The following is an 18,720-nucleotide window of genomic DNA, read 5'->3' as shown; positions in this document are numbered from 1 at the left end:
GATGCTACGCCGTCTTTACCACGAGCAGCCCGAGAGCTTTGCCTTTACCCCCGCCAACGCGGATTGGGCCGAGGCGCAGATCAGCAAATATCCCGAAGGTCGTCAGGCCAGCGCGATCATCCCGCTTTTGTGGCGCGCGCAGGAGCAGGAGGGCTGGCTGAGCCGTCCCGCGATCGAGCATGTCGCCGATATGCTGGGCATGGATTACATCCGCGCGCTGGAGGTGGCGACGTTCTATTTCATGTTCCACCTGCATCCCGTGGGCGGCGTGGCGCATTTCCAGATTTGCGGCACCACGCCCTGCATGCTCTGCGGCTCCGAAGACCTGATTGCCGTGTGCCGCGACAAGATCGCGCCCGCGCCGTTTCAGGTGTCGGAAGATGGCAAGTTTTCTTGGGAAGAGGTAGAATGCCTCGGTGCGTGCTCCAACGCGCCGATGGCGCAGGTGGGCAAGGATTACTACGAGGATCTGACGCCCGAGCGCTTTGCCGAGATGATCGACGAGATGGCGGCGGGCGAGGTGCCGGTGCCGGGGCCGCAAAACGGGCGCTATGCCTGCGAGCCGAAATCGGGGCTGACAAGCCTGACCGAGTTCGAGAGCGGGCGCGCGCAGTATAATGCCAGCGCGCAGCGCGCCGTCGATCATGGCGACACGTTGAAGCGGATCGACGGCACCGAGGAGGCGCTCTATGCGCCGTGGCGCGACAAGGGGGCCAACCATGCGCCCGCGCCGTCATCGGTGGTGCTCAACGAGGAGCCGGTGGCGATCACCGCCAAAGGGGCGGTCAAGGCTGAGGCCGCCAAGGATGCGCCCAAGGCAGAGGCCCCCAAACCGGCGCCCGCCAAACCCGCGCCGGAGGCCCCCAAGTCCGAGGCCGCACCCGAGGCGGGCACCCGCCCAGAGGCGCTGAGCGGCCCGCGCGGGGGCAAGGCCGACGATCTCAAGCGGATCAAGGGGATCGGCCCCAAGCTGGAGGCGCTGTGCAACACGCTGGGATTTTACCACTACGACCAGATCGCAAGCTGGACCGAGGCCGAGGTGGCCTGGGTGGATGCCAATCTTGAAGGGTTCAAGGGGCGTGTCACCCGCGACACCTGGGTCGAGCAGGCCAAGCTGCTGGCCGAGGGCAAGGAGACGGAGTTCTCCGCCCGGGTCAAGAAAGGCGAGGTATACTGACCGCGCCGATTGAGAACCAACGGGGGAGTAAGCCATGTCTGACACGTCCAAACTGAGCACTTGCCAGATCGTCTGCTGGGGGCTTTCGGGCCTTGTCGGGATGATCGTTTTATGGTCTGCGACCGAGGCCGTGGGATTTTTCGCGGCATTGTTGCTGGCGCTTGCGCTGGCGGTGTTGCTGGCGTTGGTCGCCACCCGGCTGATATGCACCGGGTATGGCGCGGGTGATCGCGGCATCGAGGCGCGCGACGTGGAGGCGACGCTGCGGCAGGCGACCGGGGTCACCGGCTACAAGGCCCCCGATCCCGAGGAAGACGCCGCGCCCGCCCCTGCGCCCGCCGCCGAGCCGGTGGCAAGCGCGGCCATGGCGGCCCCTGCCGAGGCACCCGAGGCGGTGGTAAGGCCGGGCACGACCCTGCCGGGCGAGGAAGAACTGGCCGCGCGCAAGGGCGAATGGCGATATGACGGCGGGGCGGATGTGCAACCGGTCGCGGGAGCGGCCACCCGCCCCGAGGCGCTGAGCGGCCCGCGCGGCGGGCAGGCCGATGACCTCAAGAAGATCAAGGGCGTGGGGCCCAAGCTGGAAAAACTGTGCAACGAACTGGGATTCTATCACTACGACCAGATCGCGCATTGGACCAAGGCAGAGGTGGCCTGGGTCGATGACAACCTCACGGGGTTCAAGGGCCGCGTCACCCGCGATAACTGGGTGGCGCAGGCAAAGACCCTTGCCGCGGGGGGCGAGACAGAGTTTTCGGCCCGCGTGGACAAGGGCGACGTTTATTGAGCATGGGATGCGATGCCGGAGCAGGACGCACAGATCGCGCGCAAGGGGCGCTTGGCCGCGCTGGTGATCGCGGGCACGGGGGTTTTCTGGATCCTCGCCACGGTCCTGGGCGGGGCGCTGGGGCTCGACCAGCGCCTGCGCGCGCTGTTCGACATGATGGCGCTTGGCGGTTTCGTGTTTGCGCTCGTGCTTATCTATCAACTCTGGCGCTTGCGCCGGGGACATCAGGGCAGCCGGAGGTAACGGGATGCTGAAAGACGAAGACCGTATCTTTACCAATCTCTACGGGATGCATGATCGAAGCCTCAAGGGCGCGATGGCCCGTGGCCATTGGGATGGCACGGCGAAAATCCTCCAGAACGGGCGCGGCTGGATCGTGGACCAGATGAAGGCATCGGGGCTGCGCGGGCGCGGCGGCGCGGGCTTTCCCACCGGGCTGAAATGGTCGTTCATGCCCAAGGAAAGCGACGGGCGGCCCGCCTATCTGGTGGTCAATGCCGACGAGTCCGAGCCGGGCACCTGCAAGGACCGCGAGATCATGCGCCACGATCCGCACACGCTGATCGAGGGCTGCCTGATCGCGTCGTTCGCGATGAATGCGCATGCCTGTTTCATCTATATCCGGGGCGAATATATCCGCGAGCGCGAGGCGCTTCAGGCCGCCATCGACGAGGCCTACGAGGCCGGGCTGATCGGCAAGAACGCCTGCAAATCGGGCTGGGATTTCGACCTCTACCTGCATCACGGTGCGGGCGCCTATATCTGTGGCGAGGAAACAGCCCTGCTGGAAAGCCTGGAGGGCAAGAAGGGGATGCCGCGCATGAAGCCGCCATTCCCCGCGATGGCGGGCGTCTATGGCTGCCCCACCACCGTGAACAACGTCGAGAGCATCGCGGTTGCCCCCACAATCCTGCGGCGCGGGCCGGAATGGTTCGCAGGCTTTGGCCGGCCCAACAATGTCGGCACCAAGATTTTCGCGATCTCGGGCCATGTGAATAATCCCTGCGTCGTCGAGGAAGAGATGTCGATCCCCTTCGAGGAGCTGATCGAGCGGCATTGCGGCGGTATTCGCGGCGGCTGGGACAATCTCAAGGCGGTGATCCCCGGTGGCAGTTCCGTCCCCTGCGTGCGCGGCGAGAACATGCGCGGCGCGATCATGGATTTCGACTATCTGCAAAAGGATCTGAAATCCGGCCTCGGCACGGCGGCGGTGATCGTGATGGATCAATCGACCGATATCATCAAGGCGATCTGGCGGCTGGCGAAATTCTACAAGCACGAAAGCTGCGGGCAGTGCACGCCCTGCCGCGAGGGCACCGGCTGGATGATGCGGGTGATGGAGCGGCTGGTGCGCGGCGAGGCGGGGATCGAGGAAATCGACATGCTGTTCGAGGTGTCCAAGCAGGTCGAGGGCCACACGATCTGTGCGCTTGGCGATGCCGCAGCCTGGCCGATTCAGGGCCTGATCCGCAATTTCCGCGACGAGATCGAGGATCGCATCCGCGCCCGCGACCGGGGCCGTAGCCCGGCAGTGGCGGCGGAATGATCGCAGGGCGGGCATATCGCCTCTTGGGGGCTGCGCTGCTTGGGGTTGCGCTTGTCGCGGGGTGCACCGATCGCGAGGATCGCGTGTATTTTGACGGCAATTACTATCCCGGCAAGGTGCGCGGCGAAAAGGCTGACCGGCGCGTTTTCACCGCCACGGCGCGCCGCGCCGGGCGCGGCATCGAGGGCGCGCAAAAGGCTGCCGTTTACGAGGCGACGCGCTATTGCATCATGAATTTCGGCACCTCCGAGATCGCGTGGGCGGGCGTGGCCGAGGGGCAGACGGGACCGGTTTATGCCCGCTCGGGCGACCGGGTGTCGGTGACGGGGCGGTGTGTCATATGGGAATGATGCGGGCCATATCCGGGGCGGATGGCCGGGCCATGCGCATGACTGGCGCGGGGCTGGCCGCGTTGGCCCTCGGGGCGTTGGTGCCCGCCGCGAGCGCGGCATCGCTCTCGAAGGAGGCCGATATCAACAAGGCGCTCTTTGAAATCTCGGTCGCCGACGAGATTCGCAAGAATTGCGACAGCATCGGCGCGCGCATCTTTGCCGCGCTGGGGCGGATGAACGCGCTGAAGAACGAGGCGCAGAGCCGCGGCTATTCCGAGGCCGAGATCGAGGCCTATGTCTCTGACAAGGAAGAGAAACGCAAGATGCGCGCCCGCGCTGACGCCTATATCCGGGCGCAGGGCGCGGCGCCGAATGACGGGCCAAGCCTCTGTGCGCTTGGCCGGGACGAAATCGCGAAGCAGAGCCGGATCGGCTCGCTTCTCTATGCAAGGTGAGGAAGCATGGCTGACCTACGCAAGATCATCATCGACGGGCAAGAGGTCGAGGTCGAGGGCGCGATGACCCTCATCCAGGCCTGCGAGCAGGTGGGGGTGGAAGTCCCGCGCTTTTGCTATCACGAGCGTTTGAGCATCGCGGGCAACTGCCGGATGTGCCTGGTCGAGGTGCAGCCGGGGCCGCCAAAGCCCGCCGCCTCCTGCGCCATGCAGGTGCGCGACATGCGCCCCTTTCCCGATGGCAGCCCGCCGACGGTTTCGACCAAGTCGCCAATGGTGAAAAAGGCCCGCGAGGGGGTGATGGAGTTCCTGCTCATCAACCACCCGCTCGATTGCCCGATCTGCGATCAGGGCGGCGAATGCGATCTTCAGGATCAGGCGATGGCCTATGGCGTGGATTTCTCGCGCTTCCGCGAGCCAAAGCGCGCCACCGAAGATCTTGACCTTGGCCCGCTGGTCGAGACCCATATGACGCGCTGCATTTCCTGCACGCGCTGCGTGCGCTTTACCACAGAGGTGGCGGGGCTGCATGTGATGGGCCAGACCGGGCGCGGCGAGGATGCCGAAATCACGTCCTATCTGGGCGAGACGCTCAACAGCAACCTTCAGGGCAATATCATTGATCTGTGCCCGGTTGGCGCGTTGGTGTCGAAGCCTTATGCCTTTACCGCGCGGCCTTGGGAGCTGACCAAGACCGAGACCATCGACGTGATGGATGCGCTTGGCTCCAACATCCGTGTTGATTGCAAGGGCCGCGAGGTCATGCGCATCCTGCCGCGCAACCATGACGGCGTGAATGAGGAATGGATTTCCGACAAGACGCGCTTTGTATGGGACGGGCTGCGGCGGCAGCGGCTTGATCGGCCCTATATCCGCGAGAATGGTCGCTTGCGTGCGGCCACCTGGCCCGAGGCGCTGGCCGCGGCGGCCACGGCGATCAAGGGCGCGTCGAAACTGGCCGGTCTTGTCGGCGATCTGGCCCCGGTGGAGGCGGCCTATTCGCTCAAGGCGCTCATCGAGGGGCAGGGCGGCGTGGTCGAGTGCCGCACCGACGGCGCGGCGCTGCCTGCGGGCAACCGCTCCGGTTACGTGGGCACCGCGCGGATCGAGGATATCGACACGGCCAAGCACATCACCCTCATCGGCACCGATCCGGGCGTTGAAGCGCCGGTTCTGGGCGCGCGCATCCGCAAGGCATGGATCAACGGGGCCGAGATCACCCATGTCGGACAGCCTGCGGCGCTGACGTTCGAGGCGGCGCAACTGGGCGCGCGCAACAAGTTCCTGACGCGGGTCTTTGCCGATACCACGCCGCGCGAGAACGCGTTGGTGATCGTGGGGCAGGGCGCGCTGCGGGGCGATAATGGCGCGGCGGTGCTGAGCCATGCGATGGCGCTGACGCAGGCCACGGGCGCGAAATTGCTGGTGCTGCACACGGCGGCGGGGCGTGTCGGCGCGATGGATGTCGATGCCACCTGCGAGGGCGGGATCGCGGCCGCGCTGGATGGGGCGGACGTGGTCGTGAACCTCGGGGCCGACGAGATCGACACTCCGACCGGGGCGTTCGTGATCTATCAGGGCAGCCACGGCGACCGGGGCGCGCATCGCGCCGATGTGATCCTGCCCGGTGCCGCCTGGACCGAGGAGCAGGGGCTGTTCGTCAACACCGAAGGCCGCCCGCAGCTTGCGCTGCGCGCCAGCCACCCGCCGGGCGAGGCCAAGGAAAACTGGGCGATCCTGCGCGCGCTCTCGGGCGAGCTGGGCGCGGCGCTGCCCTGGGACAACCTTGCCGCGCTGCGCCGCGCGCTGGTGGGCGACGTGCCGCATCTGGCGCGCATCGACGAGGTGCCGGAAAATGACTGGCAACCGGTGGCCGAGGCCGAGATCGGGGCCGGGCAGGTGGAGGCGGCGATCGGGGATTTCTACCTGACCAACCCCATCGCCCGCGCCAGCGAATTGATGGCGGAACTGAGCGCGCTGGCGCGCGCACGCCGGATGCCGCCGGTGGCGGCGGAGTGAGAATGGCCTCCGCCCTCATATGCGCGCTGGCCCTCGCGGGCTGTGCCGAGACCGGGACGGAGCCCGTCTTTGCGCCCGAGTATATGGGCATCGAGACGCGGCTTCTGGATGGGGACCTGGTGAATTTCCACGTCGCCATGCAGGGCGCGCGCGATGCAAGCGACGTGGAGCGCTATGCCGAATGCGCCGCCGCGCAATACACGCTCATCCGGGGCTATGGATTTGCGCGGCATGTGCGCACACAAGTGTTGCAAGAGGGTGGTATCTGGCGGGGCGATGCGGTCTACACGATCTCGGATTCGCTGCCTCGCGGGTTGATGACAATCGACGCAGAAGTCGTCGCCGCCAATTGCGCGGAAAACGGAATACCGATGGTATGAGGACTGGGACCACATGGCTGAATTCTTGATAACCCCGCTCGGGACGTTCGTGCTCATCCTCGCGCAATGCCTGGCGATTGTCGGCTTCGTGATGATCTCGCTGCTGTTCCTGGTCTATGGCGACCGCAAGATCTGGGCCGCCGTGCAGATGCGGCGGGGCCCCAACGTCGTGGGCGTCTTTGGCCTGCTGCAATCGGTGGCCGACGCGCTGAAATACGTGGTCAAGGAGGTGGTCGTGCCCGCGGGGGCCGACAAGGCCGTGTTCATGCTGGCGCCGATGACATCGTTCGTGCTGGCGATCCTCGCCTGGGCGGTGATCCCGATGAACGAGGGCTGGATCCTGTCGGATATCAACGTGGCCGTGCTCTTCGTCTTCGCCGTGTCCTCGCTGGAGGTGTATGGCGTCATCATGGGTGGCTGGGCGTCGAACTCGAAATACCCGTTCCTCGGGAGCTTGCGGTCGGCGGCGCAGATGATTTCCTACGAGGTCTCGATCGGCCTCATCATCATCGGGGTCATCATCTCTACCGGCTCGCTCAATTTCAGCGCCATCGTGGCGGCGCAGGATACGGGCTATGGCTTTTTCGGCTGGTATTGGCTGCCGCATCTGCCGATGGTGTTCCTGTTCTTCATCAGTGCCTTGGCCGAGACCAACCGCCCGCCTTTCGATCTGCCCGAGGCGGAATCGGAGCTGGTGGCGGGCTATCAGGTGGAGTATTCCGCGACGCCGTTCCTGTTGTTCATGGCCGGGGAATATATCGCGATTTTCCTGATGTGCGCGCTCACCTCGCTGCTGTTCTTCGGCGGGTGGCTCTCGCCCATTCCGGGCCTGCCCGACGGGGTGCTGTGGATGATCGCCAAGATGGCGTTCTTCTTCTTCCTCTTCGCGATGGTCAAGGCGATCACCCCGCGCTACCGCTACGATCAACTCATGCGGATCGGCTGGAAAGTGTTCCTGCCCATGTCGCTTGCCTGGGTGGTGATCGTGGCGTTTCTTGCGAAATTCGAGATTCTCGGCGGGTTCTGGGCCCGCTGGGCGATTGGAGGCTGAGCCATGACGCAGATGGATTACGGACGCGCGGCGGGGTATTTCCTGCTCAAGGATTTCTATGTCGGGTTCAAGCTGGGACTGAAATACTTTTTCGCACCCAAGGCGACGCTGAACTATCCGCACGAGAAAGGCCCGCTTTCCCCCCGCTTTCGCGGCGAGCACGCGCTCAGGCGCTATCCCAATGGCGAGGAGCGGTGCATCGCCTGCAAGCTCTGCGAGGCGATCTGCCCGGCGCAGGCGATCACGATTGATGCCGAGCCGCGCGATGACGGCTCGCGCCGCACCACGCGCTATGACATCGACATGACCAAATGCATCTATTGCGGCTTCTGCCAGGAGGCTTGCCCGGTCGATGCCATCGTCGAGGGCCCGAATTTCGAGTTTGCCACCGAAACGCGCGAGGAGCTTTTCTACGACAAGGCGCGCCTGCTGGAAAACGGCGACCGCTGGGAGGCCGAGATTGCCCGCAACCTTGAGATGGATGCCCCCTACCGATGAGCGATCCAACCAACCCTTTCGAGATGATGATGCGGCAGGCGCAGGAAATGGCCAAGGCCATGAACCCCGCGCTAGAGAGCTTTTCGCCCAAGGGGTTCGAGAAGCTGTGGCCGACCATGCCAAAGGAATTCATGGAGATGAGTTTCGGGCGCGGGATCAACAAGGAGGGGCTTGACGCCAAGACGCGGCTTTTGCTGACGCTGGCGGGGCTCACGATGCTGGGTGCGCAGAGCGATACGCAAATCCGCCTCACCGTGCGCCACGCGCTCGAGGCGGGGGCCACGAAAGACGAGATCGCCGAGACCATCGTGCAAATGTCGATGTTCGCGGGCATCCCGTCGATGACCCGCGCGATGGAGTTTGCGCGCGAGGTGATGGACGAGACTGGTGAAGAAGGAAAACAGAAATGACCATCGCGGCACTGTCCTTTTATCTCTTCGCGGCGGCACTGCTGGTGGGCGGGCTGTTCACCGTCATCAGCCGCAACCCGGTGCATTCGGTGCTCTGGCTGATCCTGAGCTTCATCAGCGCGGCGGGGCTGTTCGTGCTCTTGGGGGCCGAATTCGTGGCGATGTTGCTGATCATCGTCTACGTGGGCGCGGTGGCGGTGCTGTTCTTGTTCGTGGTGATGATGCTCGACGTGGATTTCGCCGAGTTGAAGGCGGAAATGGCGAAATATATGCCGCTGGCGCTGCTGATCGGGGTGATCCTCCTGATGCAGCTTGGCCTTGCCTTCGGCAACTGGCAGATGGCCGACGGGGCCGAGGCGGCGCGCGCGGCGGTGACGCCCGAGGGGGTGCAGAATACCGCAGCCCTCGGGATGCTGCTTTACGACAAATATTTCATCCTGTTCCAGTTGGCCGGTCTGATCCTGCTGGTGGCGATGATCGGCGCGATCGTGCTGACGTTGCGCCACCGCGAGGGGGTCAAGCGGCAGGACGTGCTGGCGCAGATGTATCGCGATCCGGCCAAGGCGATGGAACTGAAGGATGTGAGGCCGGGGCAGGGGCTGTAAAAAATGACGCCAACTGAAAAAACGTTTTCCGAACTGCTTAAGAAGTATGTGACTCTTGCGAACCCTTCAATTCCACATGCTCTCGATGAAGGGCGTTTGTTGGATGCTTTGGAATATGCGTCCGAGAACGACTTAGATTTAAGCACGTGTGTCTCGAAACATTGGCCCATGAATACGACTCGAAGCTTGGGCGGCGACCCTGCGCATAGCGAAAAACTCTTTGAGCATACGGTCAGGCTGGTTGAAGAGTTCAAGCGTTCAGGAACCATAAACGGAGCAGCACGATGATCGGACTTGAACATTACCTGACGGTGGCGGCGGCCTTGTTCGTGATAGGCATTTTCGGCCTGTTTCTGAACCGCAAGAACGTGATCGTGCTCTTGATGTCGATCGAGCTGATGCTTCTGTCGGTCAATATCAACCTCGTCGCCTTTTCCGCGCATCTGGGTGATCTGGTGGGGCAGGTGTTCACGCTCTTCGTGCTGACCGTGGCCGCCGCCGAGGCCGCCATCGGCCTTGCGATCCTCGTCTGTTTCTTCCGCAACCGCGGCACCATCGCCGTCGAAGACGTCAACGTGATGAAAGGCTGATCCCGATGATCTACAAGATAATCCTTTTTGCGCCGCTCATCGGGGCGATCATCGCGGGCTTTGGCTGGCGGATCATCGGTGACAAGGGCGCGCAATGGCTCACCACCGCGCTGCTCTTTCTCGCCGCGATCCTGAGCTGGGTTGTGTTCCTGCAAGGCGCGACCGAGGCGCAGGCGGTGCATATCCTTGATTGGGTGCAGTCGGGCACGCTCGATGCCGCGTGGTCGATCCGGGTGGACCGGCTTACCACGATCATGCTGATCGTGGTGACGACCGTCTCGGCGCTCGTGCATCTCTATTCGGTGGGCTACATGGCCCATGACGCGAATTTCCGCGAGAACGAGAGCTATCGGCCGCGTTTCTTCGCCTATCTATCGTTCTTCACCTTCGCCATGCTGATGCTGGTGACCTCCGATAACCTCGTGCAGATGTTCTTTGGCTGGGAAGGGGTGGGCGTTGCCTCCTACCTGCTGATCGGGTTCTATTTCCGCAAGCCAAGCGCGAACGCCGCCGCGATCAAGGCCTTCGTGGTCAACCGGGTGGGCGATTTCGGCTTCGCGCTGGGGATCATGGCGATCTACTTCCTGACCGACTCGGTGCGCTTTGACGATATCTTTGCGGCGGCCCCGCAACTGGCCGAAACGCAGCTTTCGTTTCTGTGGACCGAGTGGAACGCCGCCAACCTGATCGCGGTGCTGCTCTTCATCGGCGCGATGGGGAAATCGGCGCAGCTTTTCCTGCACACATGGCTGCCCGACGCGATGGAAGGCCCGACGCCCGTGTCGGCGCTCATTCACGCGGCCACGATGGTGACGGCGGGGGTGTTCCTGATCTGTCGCATGTCGCCCCTGATGGAATACGCGCCCGAGGCGATGACATTCGTTGTGTTCCTCGGCGCCACGACGGCATTCTTTGCCGCGACCGTGGGTCTGGTGCAGAACGACATAAAGCGCGTGATCGCCTATTCGACCTGTAGCCAGCTTGGCTATATGTTCGTGGCCGCCGGTGTTGGCGTCTATTCGGTGGCGATGTTCCACCTCTTCACGCATGCGTTTTTCAAGGCGATGCTGTTTCTCGGTGCCGGCTCGGTCATCCACGGGATGCATCACGAGCAGGACATGCGCAACTATGGCGGGTTGCGCCGCAAGATGCCCTATACGTTCTGGGCGATGATGATCGGCACGCTGGCCATCACCGGCGTCGGTATTCCGCTCACCCATATCGGCTTTGCCGGGTTCCTCTCGAAGGATGCTGTGATCGAGAGTGCATGGGCCGGAACGGCGGGCGGCTATGCGTTCTGGATGCTGGTCATCGCGGCGCTTTTCACCTCTTTCTATAGCTGGCGGCTGATGTTCCTGACCTTCTTCGGCGAGGCGCGCGGCGACAAGCACACGCATGAGCACGCGCATGAAAGCCCGATGGTCATGGTGGCCCCGCTTGGCGTGCTGGCGCTTGGTGCGGTCTTTTCGGGCATGGTCTGGTATAACAGCTTCTTTGGCAGCCATGACGCGGTGAACCACTTCTTCGGGATCGAGGCCCATGCCGAGGCCGCGCAAGAGGTGGTGGCGCATGGCGAGGAGGGGCATGACCACGCGACCATGCACGCCGACCCGGTGGCCGTGGCCCCGCAAGGCGCGATCTTCATGCATCCCGACAATCATGTGCTGGACGAGGCGCACCATGCGCCCACATGGGTCAAGGTCAGCCCGTTCATCGCCATGCTGATCGGCCTCATCACGGCGCTTTGGTTCTATGTCTGGGATCCGGCGATGCCGCGCCGCGTGGCCGAAACCAACCGACCGCTCTACCTCTTTCTGCTCAACAAGTGGTATTTCGACGAGATCTACGACTTCCTCTTCGTGCGGCCCGCCAAGGCGCTTGGCAGCCTGCTGTGGAAGCGTGGCGACGGTGACGTGATCGACGGATCGTTGAACGGCGTGGCACTGGGGCTTGTCCCGCGGCTCACGCGGCTCGCGGGGCGGGCGCAATCGGGCTATATCTTCACCTATGCCTTCGCGATGGTGATCGGGATCGTGATCCTTGTCACCTGGATGACCATGTTCGGGGGGGCCAACTGATGGACAACCTTCTTTCCATTGTGACCTTCATTCCGGCGGTGGCGGCGGCGATCCTGGCCGTGTTCCTGCGCGGCGAGGACGAGGCCGCGCAGCGCAACGCCAAATGGGTGGCGATGATTGCGACTACGCTCACCTTTGTGGTGTCGCTCTTCATCCTGTTCGGGTTCGACCCGTCCGATACCGGCTTTCAGTTCGTTGAGGAGCGCGAGTGGCTTCTGGGCCTGAAATACAAGATGGGGGTCGACGGGATCAGCGTTCTGTTCGTGATGCTCACCACCTTCATCATGCCGCTGACGATCGCGGCCTCGTGGAACGTGTCGGTGCGCGTCAAGGAATACATGATCGCCTTCCTGCTGCTGGAAACGCTGATGCTGGGCGTGTTCATGGCGCTTGATCTGGTGCTCTTTTACCTCTTCTTCGAGGCCGGCCTTATCCCGATGTTCCTGATCATCGGTATCTGGGGCGGGGCGGCGCGCATTTATGCGTCGTTCAAGTTCTTCCTCTACACCTTCCTCGGATCGGTGCTGATGCTGGTGGCGATGGTGGCGATGTTCGCGGATGCGGGCACCACCGATATCCCGACGCTGATGCGGCACGAATTTGCCTCTGAGGGCTTCTCTGTGCTGGGGATTTACGTCGTCGGCGGGATGCAAACGCTGATGTTCCTGGCGTTCTTTGCCAGCTTCGCGGTGAAAATGCCGATGTGGCCGGTGCATACCTGGCTGCCCGACGCCCATGTCCAGGCCCCCACGGCGGGCTCGGTCGTGCTGGCGGCGATCCTCTTGAAAATGGGCGGATATGGTTTCTTGCGGTTCTCGCTGCCGATGTTCCCGGTGGGGGCGGAGGTTCTGACCCCGCTCATCCTTTGGCTGTCGGCGATTGCCATCGTCTATACCTCGCTGGTCGCACTGGCGCAGGAGGACATGAAAAAGCTCATCGCCTATAGCTCAGTGGCGCATATGGGCTATGTCACGATGGGGATTTTCGCGGCCAATCAACAAGGCGTTGACGGGGCGATTTTCCAGATGATCAGCCACGGCTTCATCTCGGGGGCGCTCTTTCTCTGCGTCGGCGTGATCTATGACCGGATGCATACCCGCGAGATTGACGCCTATGGTGGTCTGGTGAACCGGATGCCGGCCTATGCGCTGATCTTCATGTTCTTCACCATGGCCAATGTCGGCCTGCCGGGCACCAGCGGATTCATCGGCGAATTCCTGACGCTGGTGGGTGTGTTCCAGGTCAATACATGGGTGGCGGCGGTGGCCACCACCGGCGTGATCCTCAGCGCGGCCTACGCGCTCTGGCTCTATCGCCGGGTGGTGATGGGCGATCTGATCAAGGAGAGCCTGCGCACCATTACCGACATGGGGGGGCGCGAGCGCGCGATCTTCGCGCCGCTTGTCGCGATGACGCTGCTTCTGGGCGTCTATCCCCGGCTTGTCACCGATATCACCGGCCCCTCGGTCGAGGCGCTGATTTCCAATGTTGATCTGGCCCAGTCGGTCGCGCGTGCCGCGACCGCCGTGGCGCAGGTCGCACACTGAACCGGAGGCTCTGAACATGCAGGCTGATCTCAACGTCATCCTCCCGGAAATCGTGCTCGCGCTCTATGCGATGGCGGCACTTCTGGGGGCGGTCTATACCGGGCGCGACCGGCTCGCCGTGCCGCTTGTCTGGGCGACGGCGGGGCTTATGGTGCTGCTCGCGATCTGGATCGGGATGGGCGGCGCGGGCACGCGCACGGGTTTTGGCGGTATGATAAACGATGACGGGTTCGCCCGCTTCGCCAAGGTGGTGATCCTGTTGTCGGCGGCGGCGGTGCTGGTGCTGGGGCAAGACTACATGGAGCGGCGCGGCATCCTGCGGTTCGAATACCCGGTGCTGATCGCGCTGTCGGTCGTGGGCATGATGGTGATGGTGAGCGCGGGCGACCTGATGGCGCTCTATATGGGGCTGGAGCTGCAATCGCTGGCGCTTTACGTGGTGGCGTCGATGCGGCGCGACAGCGTGAAATCGACCGAGGCCGGGCTCAAGTATTTCGTGCTGGGGGCGCTGTCATCGGGGCTTTTGCTATTTGGTGCGTCGCTGGTTTACGGCTTTGCGGGCACAACGGTTTTCTCTGGCATCCTTGCGGCGGCGGACGGGCAGGCCCCGCTGGGCCTGCTGATCGGGCTGGTGCTGGTGATTTCGGGGCTGGCGTTCAAGGTTTCGGCGGTGCCGTTCCACATGTGGACGCCCGATGTCTATGAGGGCGCGCCCACCCCGGTCACGGCGTTTTTCGCAACCGCCCCCAAGGTGGCGGCACTGGGCCTGTTCGCCCGCGTGGTGCATGACGCCTTTGGCGGCGTGGTGGGCGATTGGCAACAGGTGGTGGCGGCGCTCAGCCTCTTGTCGATGTTCCTCGGCGCGGTGGCAGCGATTGGCCAGACCGATATCAAGCGGCTGATGGCCTATTCCTCGATCGCGCATATGGGATTCGCGCTGATGGGGCTCGCGTCGGGCACGGCGTTCGGCGTGCAGGCGATGCTGGTTTACGTGGCGATTTACGTCGCGATGAACGTGGGCACCTTCGCCTTTATCCTGAGCATGGAGCGCGGCGGCCAGCCGGTGACGGATATCCGCAGCCTCAACCTCTATTCCAAGGCCGAGCCGGGGCGCGCGCTGGCGATGCTGATCCTCCTCTTCAGCCTTGCGGGCGTGCCGCCGCTTCTGGGCTTTTTCGGCAAGCTCTACGTGCTGCGCGCGGCCTATGAGGGCGGGCTGGCATGGCTTGCGGTGGCCGGTGTCGTGGCCTCGGTGATCGGGGCGTTCTATTACCTGCGCATCGTCTATTACATGTATTTCGGCGAAGAAGGCGAGGCGCTGGAAACCGGGCGTTCGGTCGTGCAATGGGGCTTTCTCATGGCCTCGGCGGCCGTGATGGTGGTCGGCATCGTCAACATGTTCGGTGTCGAGACCATGGCGCTCAACGCGGCGGCGACCCTTGTGCAATAGGCCGGGGGATGCCTCCGGCGGGGATATTTCGGGCAAGATGAAACCGGGCACGTGCTGGCCCGAGGGCTATGGGCGGCGGGTGCTGGCGCGGGTGGACAGCACCAATGCCGAAGCCGCGCGTATCGCGCCGGGGCTGGCGGGGCCTGAATGGATCCTGGCGCTGGAGCAGACGGCGGCGCGGGGACGGCGCGGCCGGGCCTGGGCAAACCCTGCGGGGAATTTCGCGGCAACGCTGGTGATGCGCCCCTCGGAGACGCCCGACCGGGTGGCGCTGCGGTCCTTCGTGGCGGCGCTGGCGCTATTTGATGCGCTGGTGGCGGCGACGGGACGGGCGCAGGGATTCGCGCTCAAATGGCCCAATGACGTGCTGTTGAACGGTGGCAAGCTGGCGGGGATATTGCTGGAAAGCGCAGGCGCGGGCGCGGCGCTCAGCCATTTCGCCATCGGCATCGGGGTGAACCTCGTGGCCGCGCCGGATGCGGGTGAGGTGGAGGCGGGCGCGCTGCGGCCCGTGTCGCTTCTGTCGGAGACCGGAATCGCCATTGCGCCCGAGCCGTTTCTTGATCTGCTGGCCCCCGCCTATGCCCGCCATGAGGCGCAATTCGTGACCTACGGGTTTGCCCCCATCCGCGCGGCCTGGCTTGCGCGGGCGGCGAGATTGGGCGACACAATCGTGGCGCGCACCCCGCGAGAGACCCATGAGGGCCGGTTCGAGACCGTGGATGACGCGGGCAACCTGATCCTGACAACGGCGCGGGGGCGGCAGGCCATCGCGGCGGCGGATGTGTTTTTCTGAAAGGGCCGGGGATGCTTCTGGCGATAGATTGCGGCAATACCAACACGGTGTTTTCGATCTGGGACGGCGCGCGGTTCCTCTGCACCCTGCGCACCGCGACCGAGCATCAGCGCACGGCGGACCAGTATTTCGTCTGGTTCTCGACGCTGATCCATCATCACGGCATCCGCGCCGAGATCACCGAGATGATCATCTCCTCGACCGTGCCGCGGGTGGTGTTCAACCTGCGGGTTCTGGCGGATCGCTATTTCGGCTGCCGCCCGCTGGTGGTGGGCAAGCCCGAGTGCCGCCTGCCGGTCAAGGTGCGGGTGGATGCGGGCACGCAGGTGGGGCCAGACCGGCTTGTGAACACGGTGGCGGGGCATGATCTTTATGGCGGTGATCTGATCATCGTGGATTTCGGCACCGCCACCACATTCGACGTGGTGGCGCGCGACGGGGCCTATATCGGAGGCGTGATCGCGCCGGGGGTGAACCTGTCGTTGCAGGCGCTGCACGAGGCGGCGGCGGCGCTGCCGCATGTCGACGTGACCAAGCCCGAGCGCGTGATCGGCACCAACACGGTCGACTGTATGCAATCGGGCGTGTTCTGGGGTTATGTCGGCCTCGTGAATGGGATATGTGAGCGGATAAAGACCGAGCGCGGATGCGCCATGACGGTCATCGCTACCGGGGGGCTGGCCCCGCTTTTCCAGCAGGGGGACGCCGCTTTCGACGCCCTCGAAGAAGACCTGACGATGCACGGGCTGACCGTGATTAACGCTTATAACAAGGAGGGCTGACGCCCCATGAGCAGCGAAAGACTGATTTACCTGCCCCTCGGCGGAGCGGGTGAGATTGGCATGAATGCCTATGTTTACGGCTATGGCAAGCCCGGCAAGGAGCGCCTGATCCTTGTCGATCTGGGCCTTGCCTTCCCGGATATGGATACGACGCCCGGCGTCGATCTGATCCTGCCCGATATCACCTGGCTTGCCGAGCGGCGCGACCGGCTCGAGGCGGTGTTCATCACCCATGCCCACGAGGATCACATCGGTGCCGTGGCGCAGTATTACGACCGCCTCGGCGCGCCGATCCATGCCCGCGCCTTTACCGCCAATATCGCCCGCGCCAAGATGGCCGAGCATGGCCATCCCGACAAGGCGGTGCGCGTGGTTTCGCCCTGGCCCGAGACGGTGACGGCGGGGCCGTTCACGGTGGGGTTTGCGCCGATTTCGCATTCGATCCCCGAGGCCTCGGGGCTGGTGATCGACACGCCTGCCGGGCGGCTGGTGCATAGCGGCGATTTCAAGATCGACCTCGATCCGGTGGTGGGAGAGCCGTTTGACCGCGCCCTGTGGGAAAGCATCGGCGCGGGCGGCGTCAAGGCCTTCATGTGCGATTCCACCAATGTCTTCAGCGAGCATCCCGGCCGCTCCGAGAGCAGCGTGGGGGCACCGATCACCGAGCTGATCGCCGGGCGGTCCGGCATGGTCGTGGCGACCACGTTTGCCAGCAATGTCGCGCGGGTCAAGACACTTGCCGAGGCGGGTATCCGCGCCGGGCGGTCGGTCTGCCTGATGGGCCGCGCGATGAACCGCATGGTCGAAGCGGGCAAGACCACCGGCGTGCTCACCGGGTTTCCCGCCACCATCCCGCCCGAGGAGGCGGCCAAGCTGCCGCGCAACCAGGTGATGCTGATCGTCACCGGAAGCCAGGGAGAGCGCCGCGCCGCCAGCGCGCAGCTTGCGAATGGCAAGTATAACGGGATCACCCTCAAGGAGGGCGACACGTTCCTGTTTTCCTCCAAGACCATCCCCGGCAACGAGCGCGGGGTGATCCGCATCATCAACCAGTTTTCGCAATTGGGCGTGGATGTGATCGAGGGCGATGACCGCTATCACGTCTCGGGCCATGCCAACCGCCCCGATATTGACGAGATGCACAAGATCCTGCGCCCGCAGATCGTGATCCCCATGCATGGCGAACACCGCCACCTGCGCGAGCATGTGAAGCTTGCCAAGGCCAACCGGATCGAGGGGGTCGTGGCCGTCAACGGCATGATGATCGACCTTGGCGGCAACGCGCCCACGGTGGCGGAATATATCGAGACCGGTCGCACCTATCTTGACGGCTCGGTCAAGATCGGCGCGTTGGATGGCATCGTGCGCGACCGAATCCGCATGGCGCTCAACGGGCATGTCATGATCAATGTCATCATCGACGAGGATGATGCGCCGCTCGGCGATCCCTGGGTCGAGATGATGGGCGTGCCCGAGACGGGCCGGTCGGGCGGGCCGCTTGTCGATGCGCTCGAAGACGTTCTCGCGCAGTTCATGAACCGTGCCAGCGACAAGATCCTGCGCGACGATGACAAGCTCGAGGAAGGGCTGCGTCGGGTCGCGCGCCAGAGCGCGCAGATCGAGATCGGCAAGCGCCCCGAGGTGAGCGTGATCATCACCCGCCTGACCGAATAGGGGGCCGGGGTCGTGCACATCGCCTGCATCATGGCCGAGGGGCCGGGCCGGACCGATGATCTGCTGCATGATTTCGCAGGCCGCGCGGCGGCGCGGGGGCTGCGGCTTTGTGGCACGGTTCAGGTCAATACCGATTGCGGGCCGGGGCGGGTTTGCGACATGGATGTGCGCGTGCTGCCCGACGGGCCGGTGATCCGCATATCTCAGAGCCTTGGGACCGAGGCGCGCGGCTGTCGGCTCGACCCGGAGGCGCTGGAACAGGCAGTGGCGGCGGCAGAGGCGCGGCTTGCGGCGGGATGCGATCTGGTGATCGTCAACAAGTTCGGCAAGCACGAGGCCGAGGGGCGCGGCTTTCGCAGCCTCATCGCCGAGGCGGTGGCCCGCGATGTGCCGGTCGTGATGGGCGTGAACAGCCTCAACGCCGCGCGCCTTGCCGAGTTTCTCGGCGAGGCACCCGAGCGGCCTGAGCCGACTCCCGAGGCGCTCGATGCGTGGCTGGACCGCGCGCTGCCTGGGGGGTGATGCGTTAGGGGAAGGTGGCCG

Annotated in this window: 21 protein-coding genes; all 21 read left to right on the top strand. The window is 64.2% G+C overall.

The window, feature by feature from the left end; translation table 11 throughout:
- Position 1 precedes the first annotated feature (1 nt).
- The 21 genes from ABIE58_RS06870 to ABIE58_RS06770 are packed head-to-tail and all read left to right on the top strand — an operon-like array spanning position 2 to position 18,699.
- The gene (locus ABIE58_RS06870; RefSeq protein WP_354543962.1) at positions 2 to 1,177 is read left to right on the top strand and encodes an NADH-quinone oxidoreductase subunit E; all 1,176 of its coding nucleotides are present in this window, start codon (positions 2 to 4) and stop codon (positions 1,175 to 1,177) included.
- A 34-nt stretch (positions 1,178 to 1,211) separates the two neighbouring features.
- On the top strand, positions 1,212 to 1,964 hold the full coding sequence (locus ABIE58_RS06865) for a helix-hairpin-helix domain-containing protein (protein ID WP_354543961.1): 753 nt from the start codon (positions 1,212 to 1,214) through the stop codon (positions 1,962 to 1,964).
- A gap of 12 nt (positions 1,965 to 1,976) precedes the next feature.
- On the top strand, positions 1,977 to 2,207 hold the full coding sequence (locus ABIE58_RS06860; protein WP_354543960.1) for a DUF5337 domain-containing protein: 231 nt from the start codon (positions 1,977 to 1,979) through the stop codon (positions 2,205 to 2,207).
- Between the two features lie 4 nt (positions 2,208 to 2,211).
- Complete coding sequence (nuoF, locus tag ABIE58_RS06855; RefSeq protein WP_354543959.1) at positions 2,212 to 3,510, top strand: NADH-quinone oxidoreductase subunit NuoF; 1,299 nt, start codon at positions 2,212 to 2,214, stop codon at positions 3,508 to 3,510.
- Entirely contained in the window at positions 3,507 to 3,860 is a 354-nt protein-coding gene (locus ABIE58_RS06850; protein WP_354543958.1) for a hypothetical protein, read from the top strand. The genes nuoF and ABIE58_RS06850 overlap by 4 nt, the downstream gene beginning before the upstream one ends.
- Before the next feature lie 32 nt (positions 3,861 to 3,892).
- The gene (locus ABIE58_RS06845) at positions 3,893 to 4,297 is read left to right on the top strand and encodes a DUF5333 domain-containing protein (protein WP_354543957.1); all 405 of its coding nucleotides are present in this window, start codon (positions 3,893 to 3,895) and stop codon (positions 4,295 to 4,297) included.
- A 6-nt stretch (positions 4,298 to 4,303) separates the two neighbouring features.
- Positions 4,304 to 6,316, top strand: coding sequence for an NADH-quinone oxidoreductase subunit NuoG (gene nuoG / locus ABIE58_RS06840; RefSeq protein WP_354543956.1), 2,013 nt, complete (start codon positions 4,304 to 4,306; stop codon positions 6,314 to 6,316).
- A gap of 2 nt (positions 6,317 to 6,318) precedes the next feature.
- On the top strand, positions 6,319 to 6,696 hold the full coding sequence (locus tag ABIE58_RS06835; RefSeq protein ID WP_354543955.1) for a YNQ4 family lipoprotein: 378 nt from the start codon (positions 6,319 to 6,321) through the stop codon (positions 6,694 to 6,696).
- 13 nt (positions 6,697 to 6,709) lie between these two features.
- On the top strand, positions 6,710 to 7,747 hold the full coding sequence (nuoH, locus tag ABIE58_RS06830; RefSeq protein ID WP_354543954.1) for an NADH-quinone oxidoreductase subunit NuoH: 1,038 nt from the start codon (positions 6,710 to 6,712) through the stop codon (positions 7,745 to 7,747).
- 3 nt (positions 7,748 to 7,750) lie between these two features.
- The gene (nuoI, locus tag ABIE58_RS06825; protein WP_354537226.1) at positions 7,751 to 8,245 is read left to right on the top strand and encodes an NADH-quinone oxidoreductase subunit NuoI; all 495 of its coding nucleotides are present in this window, start codon (positions 7,751 to 7,753) and stop codon (positions 8,243 to 8,245) included.
- Positions 8,242 to 8,655, top strand: coding sequence for a carboxymuconolactone decarboxylase family protein (locus tag ABIE58_RS06820; RefSeq protein WP_354543953.1), 414 nt, complete (start codon positions 8,242 to 8,244; stop codon positions 8,653 to 8,655). The genes nuoI and ABIE58_RS06820 overlap by 4 nt, the downstream gene beginning before the upstream one ends.
- The gene (locus ABIE58_RS06815; protein WP_354543952.1) at positions 8,652 to 9,260 is read left to right on the top strand and encodes an NADH-quinone oxidoreductase subunit J; all 609 of its coding nucleotides are present in this window, start codon (positions 8,652 to 8,654) and stop codon (positions 9,258 to 9,260) included. The genes ABIE58_RS06820 and ABIE58_RS06815 overlap by 4 nt, the downstream gene beginning before the upstream one ends.
- A 3-nt stretch (positions 9,261 to 9,263) precedes the next feature.
- The gene (locus tag ABIE58_RS06810) at positions 9,264 to 9,548 is read left to right on the top strand and encodes a hypothetical protein (RefSeq protein ID WP_354543951.1); all 285 of its coding nucleotides are present in this window, start codon (positions 9,264 to 9,266) and stop codon (positions 9,546 to 9,548) included.
- Complete coding sequence (gene nuoK, locus ABIE58_RS06805; RefSeq protein ID WP_354537223.1) at positions 9,545 to 9,850, top strand: NADH-quinone oxidoreductase subunit NuoK; 306 nt, start codon at positions 9,545 to 9,547, stop codon at positions 9,848 to 9,850. Before ABIE58_RS06810 ends, nuoK begins: the two co-directional genes overlap by 4 nt.
- Before the next feature lie 5 nt (positions 9,851 to 9,855).
- Entirely contained in the window at positions 9,856 to 11,928 is a 2,073-nt protein-coding gene (gene nuoL, locus ABIE58_RS06800; RefSeq protein ID WP_502950072.1) for an NADH-quinone oxidoreductase subunit L, read from the top strand.
- A complete protein-coding gene (locus ABIE58_RS06795) occupies positions 11,928 to 13,475 on the top strand; it encodes an NADH-quinone oxidoreductase subunit M (protein WP_354543950.1) in 1,548 nt (515 codons plus the stop codon). Before nuoL ends, ABIE58_RS06795 begins: the two co-directional genes overlap by 1 nt.
- Positions 13,476 to 13,491: 16 nt before the next feature.
- Positions 13,492 to 14,925 (top strand): NADH-quinone oxidoreductase subunit NuoN, encoded by a 1,434-nt coding sequence (gene nuoN, locus ABIE58_RS06790; protein ID WP_354543949.1) that lies wholly within the window; start codon positions 13,492 to 13,494, stop codon positions 14,923 to 14,925.
- Between the two features lie 37 nt (positions 14,926 to 14,962).
- Complete coding sequence (locus ABIE58_RS06785; RefSeq protein WP_354543948.1) at positions 14,963 to 15,721, top strand: biotin--[acetyl-CoA-carboxylase] ligase; 759 nt, start codon at positions 14,963 to 14,965, stop codon at positions 15,719 to 15,721.
- A gap of 11 nt (positions 15,722 to 15,732) precedes the next feature.
- On the top strand, positions 15,733 to 16,503 hold the full coding sequence (locus ABIE58_RS06780; protein WP_354543947.1) for a type III pantothenate kinase: 771 nt from the start codon (positions 15,733 to 15,735) through the stop codon (positions 16,501 to 16,503).
- 6 nt (positions 16,504 to 16,509) lie between these two features.
- Positions 16,510 to 18,177, top strand: a complete 1,668-nt coding sequence (locus tag ABIE58_RS06775) for a ribonuclease J (protein WP_354543946.1) — start codon at positions 16,510 to 16,512, stop codon at positions 18,175 to 18,177.
- A gap of 12 nt (positions 18,178 to 18,189) precedes the next feature.
- Positions 18,190 to 18,699, top strand: coding sequence for a DUF2478 domain-containing protein (locus ABIE58_RS06770; protein ID WP_354543945.1), 510 nt, complete (start codon positions 18,190 to 18,192; stop codon positions 18,697 to 18,699).
- Positions 18,700 to 18,720: the final 21 nt, after the last annotated feature.

This window comes from Roseovarius sp. MBR-78, assembly GCF_040547535.1.
GTDB lineage: Bacteria > Pseudomonadota > Alphaproteobacteria > Rhodobacterales > Rhodobacteraceae > Roseovarius.
This window is presented reverse-complemented; position numbering and strand designations above follow the sequence as displayed.

What these genes read in the sequence shown, in the direction of transcription:
- nuoF (WP_354543959.1), top strand. Translation starts at nt 2,212, where the DNA reads ATGCTGAAAGACGAAGACCGTATCTTTACCAATCTCTACGGGATGCAT.
- ABIE58_RS06815 (WP_354543952.1), top strand. Translation starts at nt 8,652, where the DNA reads ATGACCATCGCGGCACTGTCCTTTTATCTCTTCGCGGCGGCACTGCTG.
- nuoN (WP_354543949.1), top strand. Translation starts at nt 13,492, where the DNA reads ATGCAGGCTGATCTCAACGTCATCCTCCCGGAAATCGTGCTCGCGCTC.
- ABIE58_RS06865 (WP_354543961.1), top strand. Translation starts at nt 1,212, where the DNA reads ATGTCTGACACGTCCAAACTGAGCACTTGCCAGATCGTCTGCTGGGGG.
- ABIE58_RS06795 (WP_354543950.1), top strand. Translation starts at nt 11,928, where the DNA reads ATGGACAACCTTCTTTCCATTGTGACCTTCATTCCGGCGGTGGCGGCG.
- nuoI (WP_354537226.1), top strand. Translation starts at nt 7,751, where the DNA reads ATGACGCAGATGGATTACGGACGCGCGGCGGGGTATTTCCTGCTCAAG.
- nuoK (WP_354537223.1), top strand. Translation starts at nt 9,545, where the DNA reads ATGATCGGACTTGAACATTACCTGACGGTGGCGGCGGCCTTGTTCGTG.
- ABIE58_RS06850 (WP_354543958.1), top strand. Translation starts at nt 3,507, where the DNA reads ATGATCGCAGGGCGGGCATATCGCCTCTTGGGGGCTGCGCTGCTTGGG.
- ABIE58_RS06785 (WP_354543948.1), top strand. Translation starts at nt 14,963, where the DNA reads ATGAAACCGGGCACGTGCTGGCCCGAGGGCTATGGGCGGCGGGTGCTG.
- ABIE58_RS06810 (WP_354543951.1), top strand. Translation starts at nt 9,264, where the DNA reads ATGACGCCAACTGAAAAAACGTTTTCCGAACTGCTTAAGAAGTATGTG.
- ABIE58_RS06820 (WP_354543953.1), top strand. Translation starts at nt 8,242, where the DNA reads ATGAGCGATCCAACCAACCCTTTCGAGATGATGATGCGGCAGGCGCAG.
- ABIE58_RS06860 (WP_354543960.1), top strand. Translation starts at nt 1,977, where the DNA reads ATGCCGGAGCAGGACGCACAGATCGCGCGCAAGGGGCGCTTGGCCGCG.
- nuoG (WP_354543956.1), top strand. Translation starts at nt 4,304, where the DNA reads ATGGCTGACCTACGCAAGATCATCATCGACGGGCAAGAGGTCGAGGTC.
- ABIE58_RS06835 (WP_354543955.1), top strand. Translation starts at nt 6,319, where the DNA reads ATGGCCTCCGCCCTCATATGCGCGCTGGCCCTCGCGGGCTGTGCCGAG.
- ABIE58_RS06775 (WP_354543946.1), top strand. Translation starts at nt 16,510, where the DNA reads ATGAGCAGCGAAAGACTGATTTACCTGCCCCTCGGCGGAGCGGGTGAG.
- ABIE58_RS06780 (WP_354543947.1), top strand. Translation starts at nt 15,733, where the DNA reads ATGCTTCTGGCGATAGATTGCGGCAATACCAACACGGTGTTTTCGATC.
- ABIE58_RS06845 (WP_354543957.1), top strand. Translation starts at nt 3,893, where the DNA reads ATGCGCATGACTGGCGCGGGGCTGGCCGCGTTGGCCCTCGGGGCGTTG.
- ABIE58_RS06870 (WP_354543962.1), top strand. Translation starts at nt 2, where the DNA reads ATGCTACGCCGTCTTTACCACGAGCAGCCCGAGAGCTTTGCCTTTACC.
- nuoH (WP_354543954.1), top strand. Translation starts at nt 6,710, where the DNA reads ATGGCTGAATTCTTGATAACCCCGCTCGGGACGTTCGTGCTCATCCTC.
- nuoL (WP_502950072.1), top strand. Translation starts at nt 9,856, where the DNA reads ATGATCTACAAGATAATCCTTTTTGCGCCGCTCATCGGGGCGATCATC.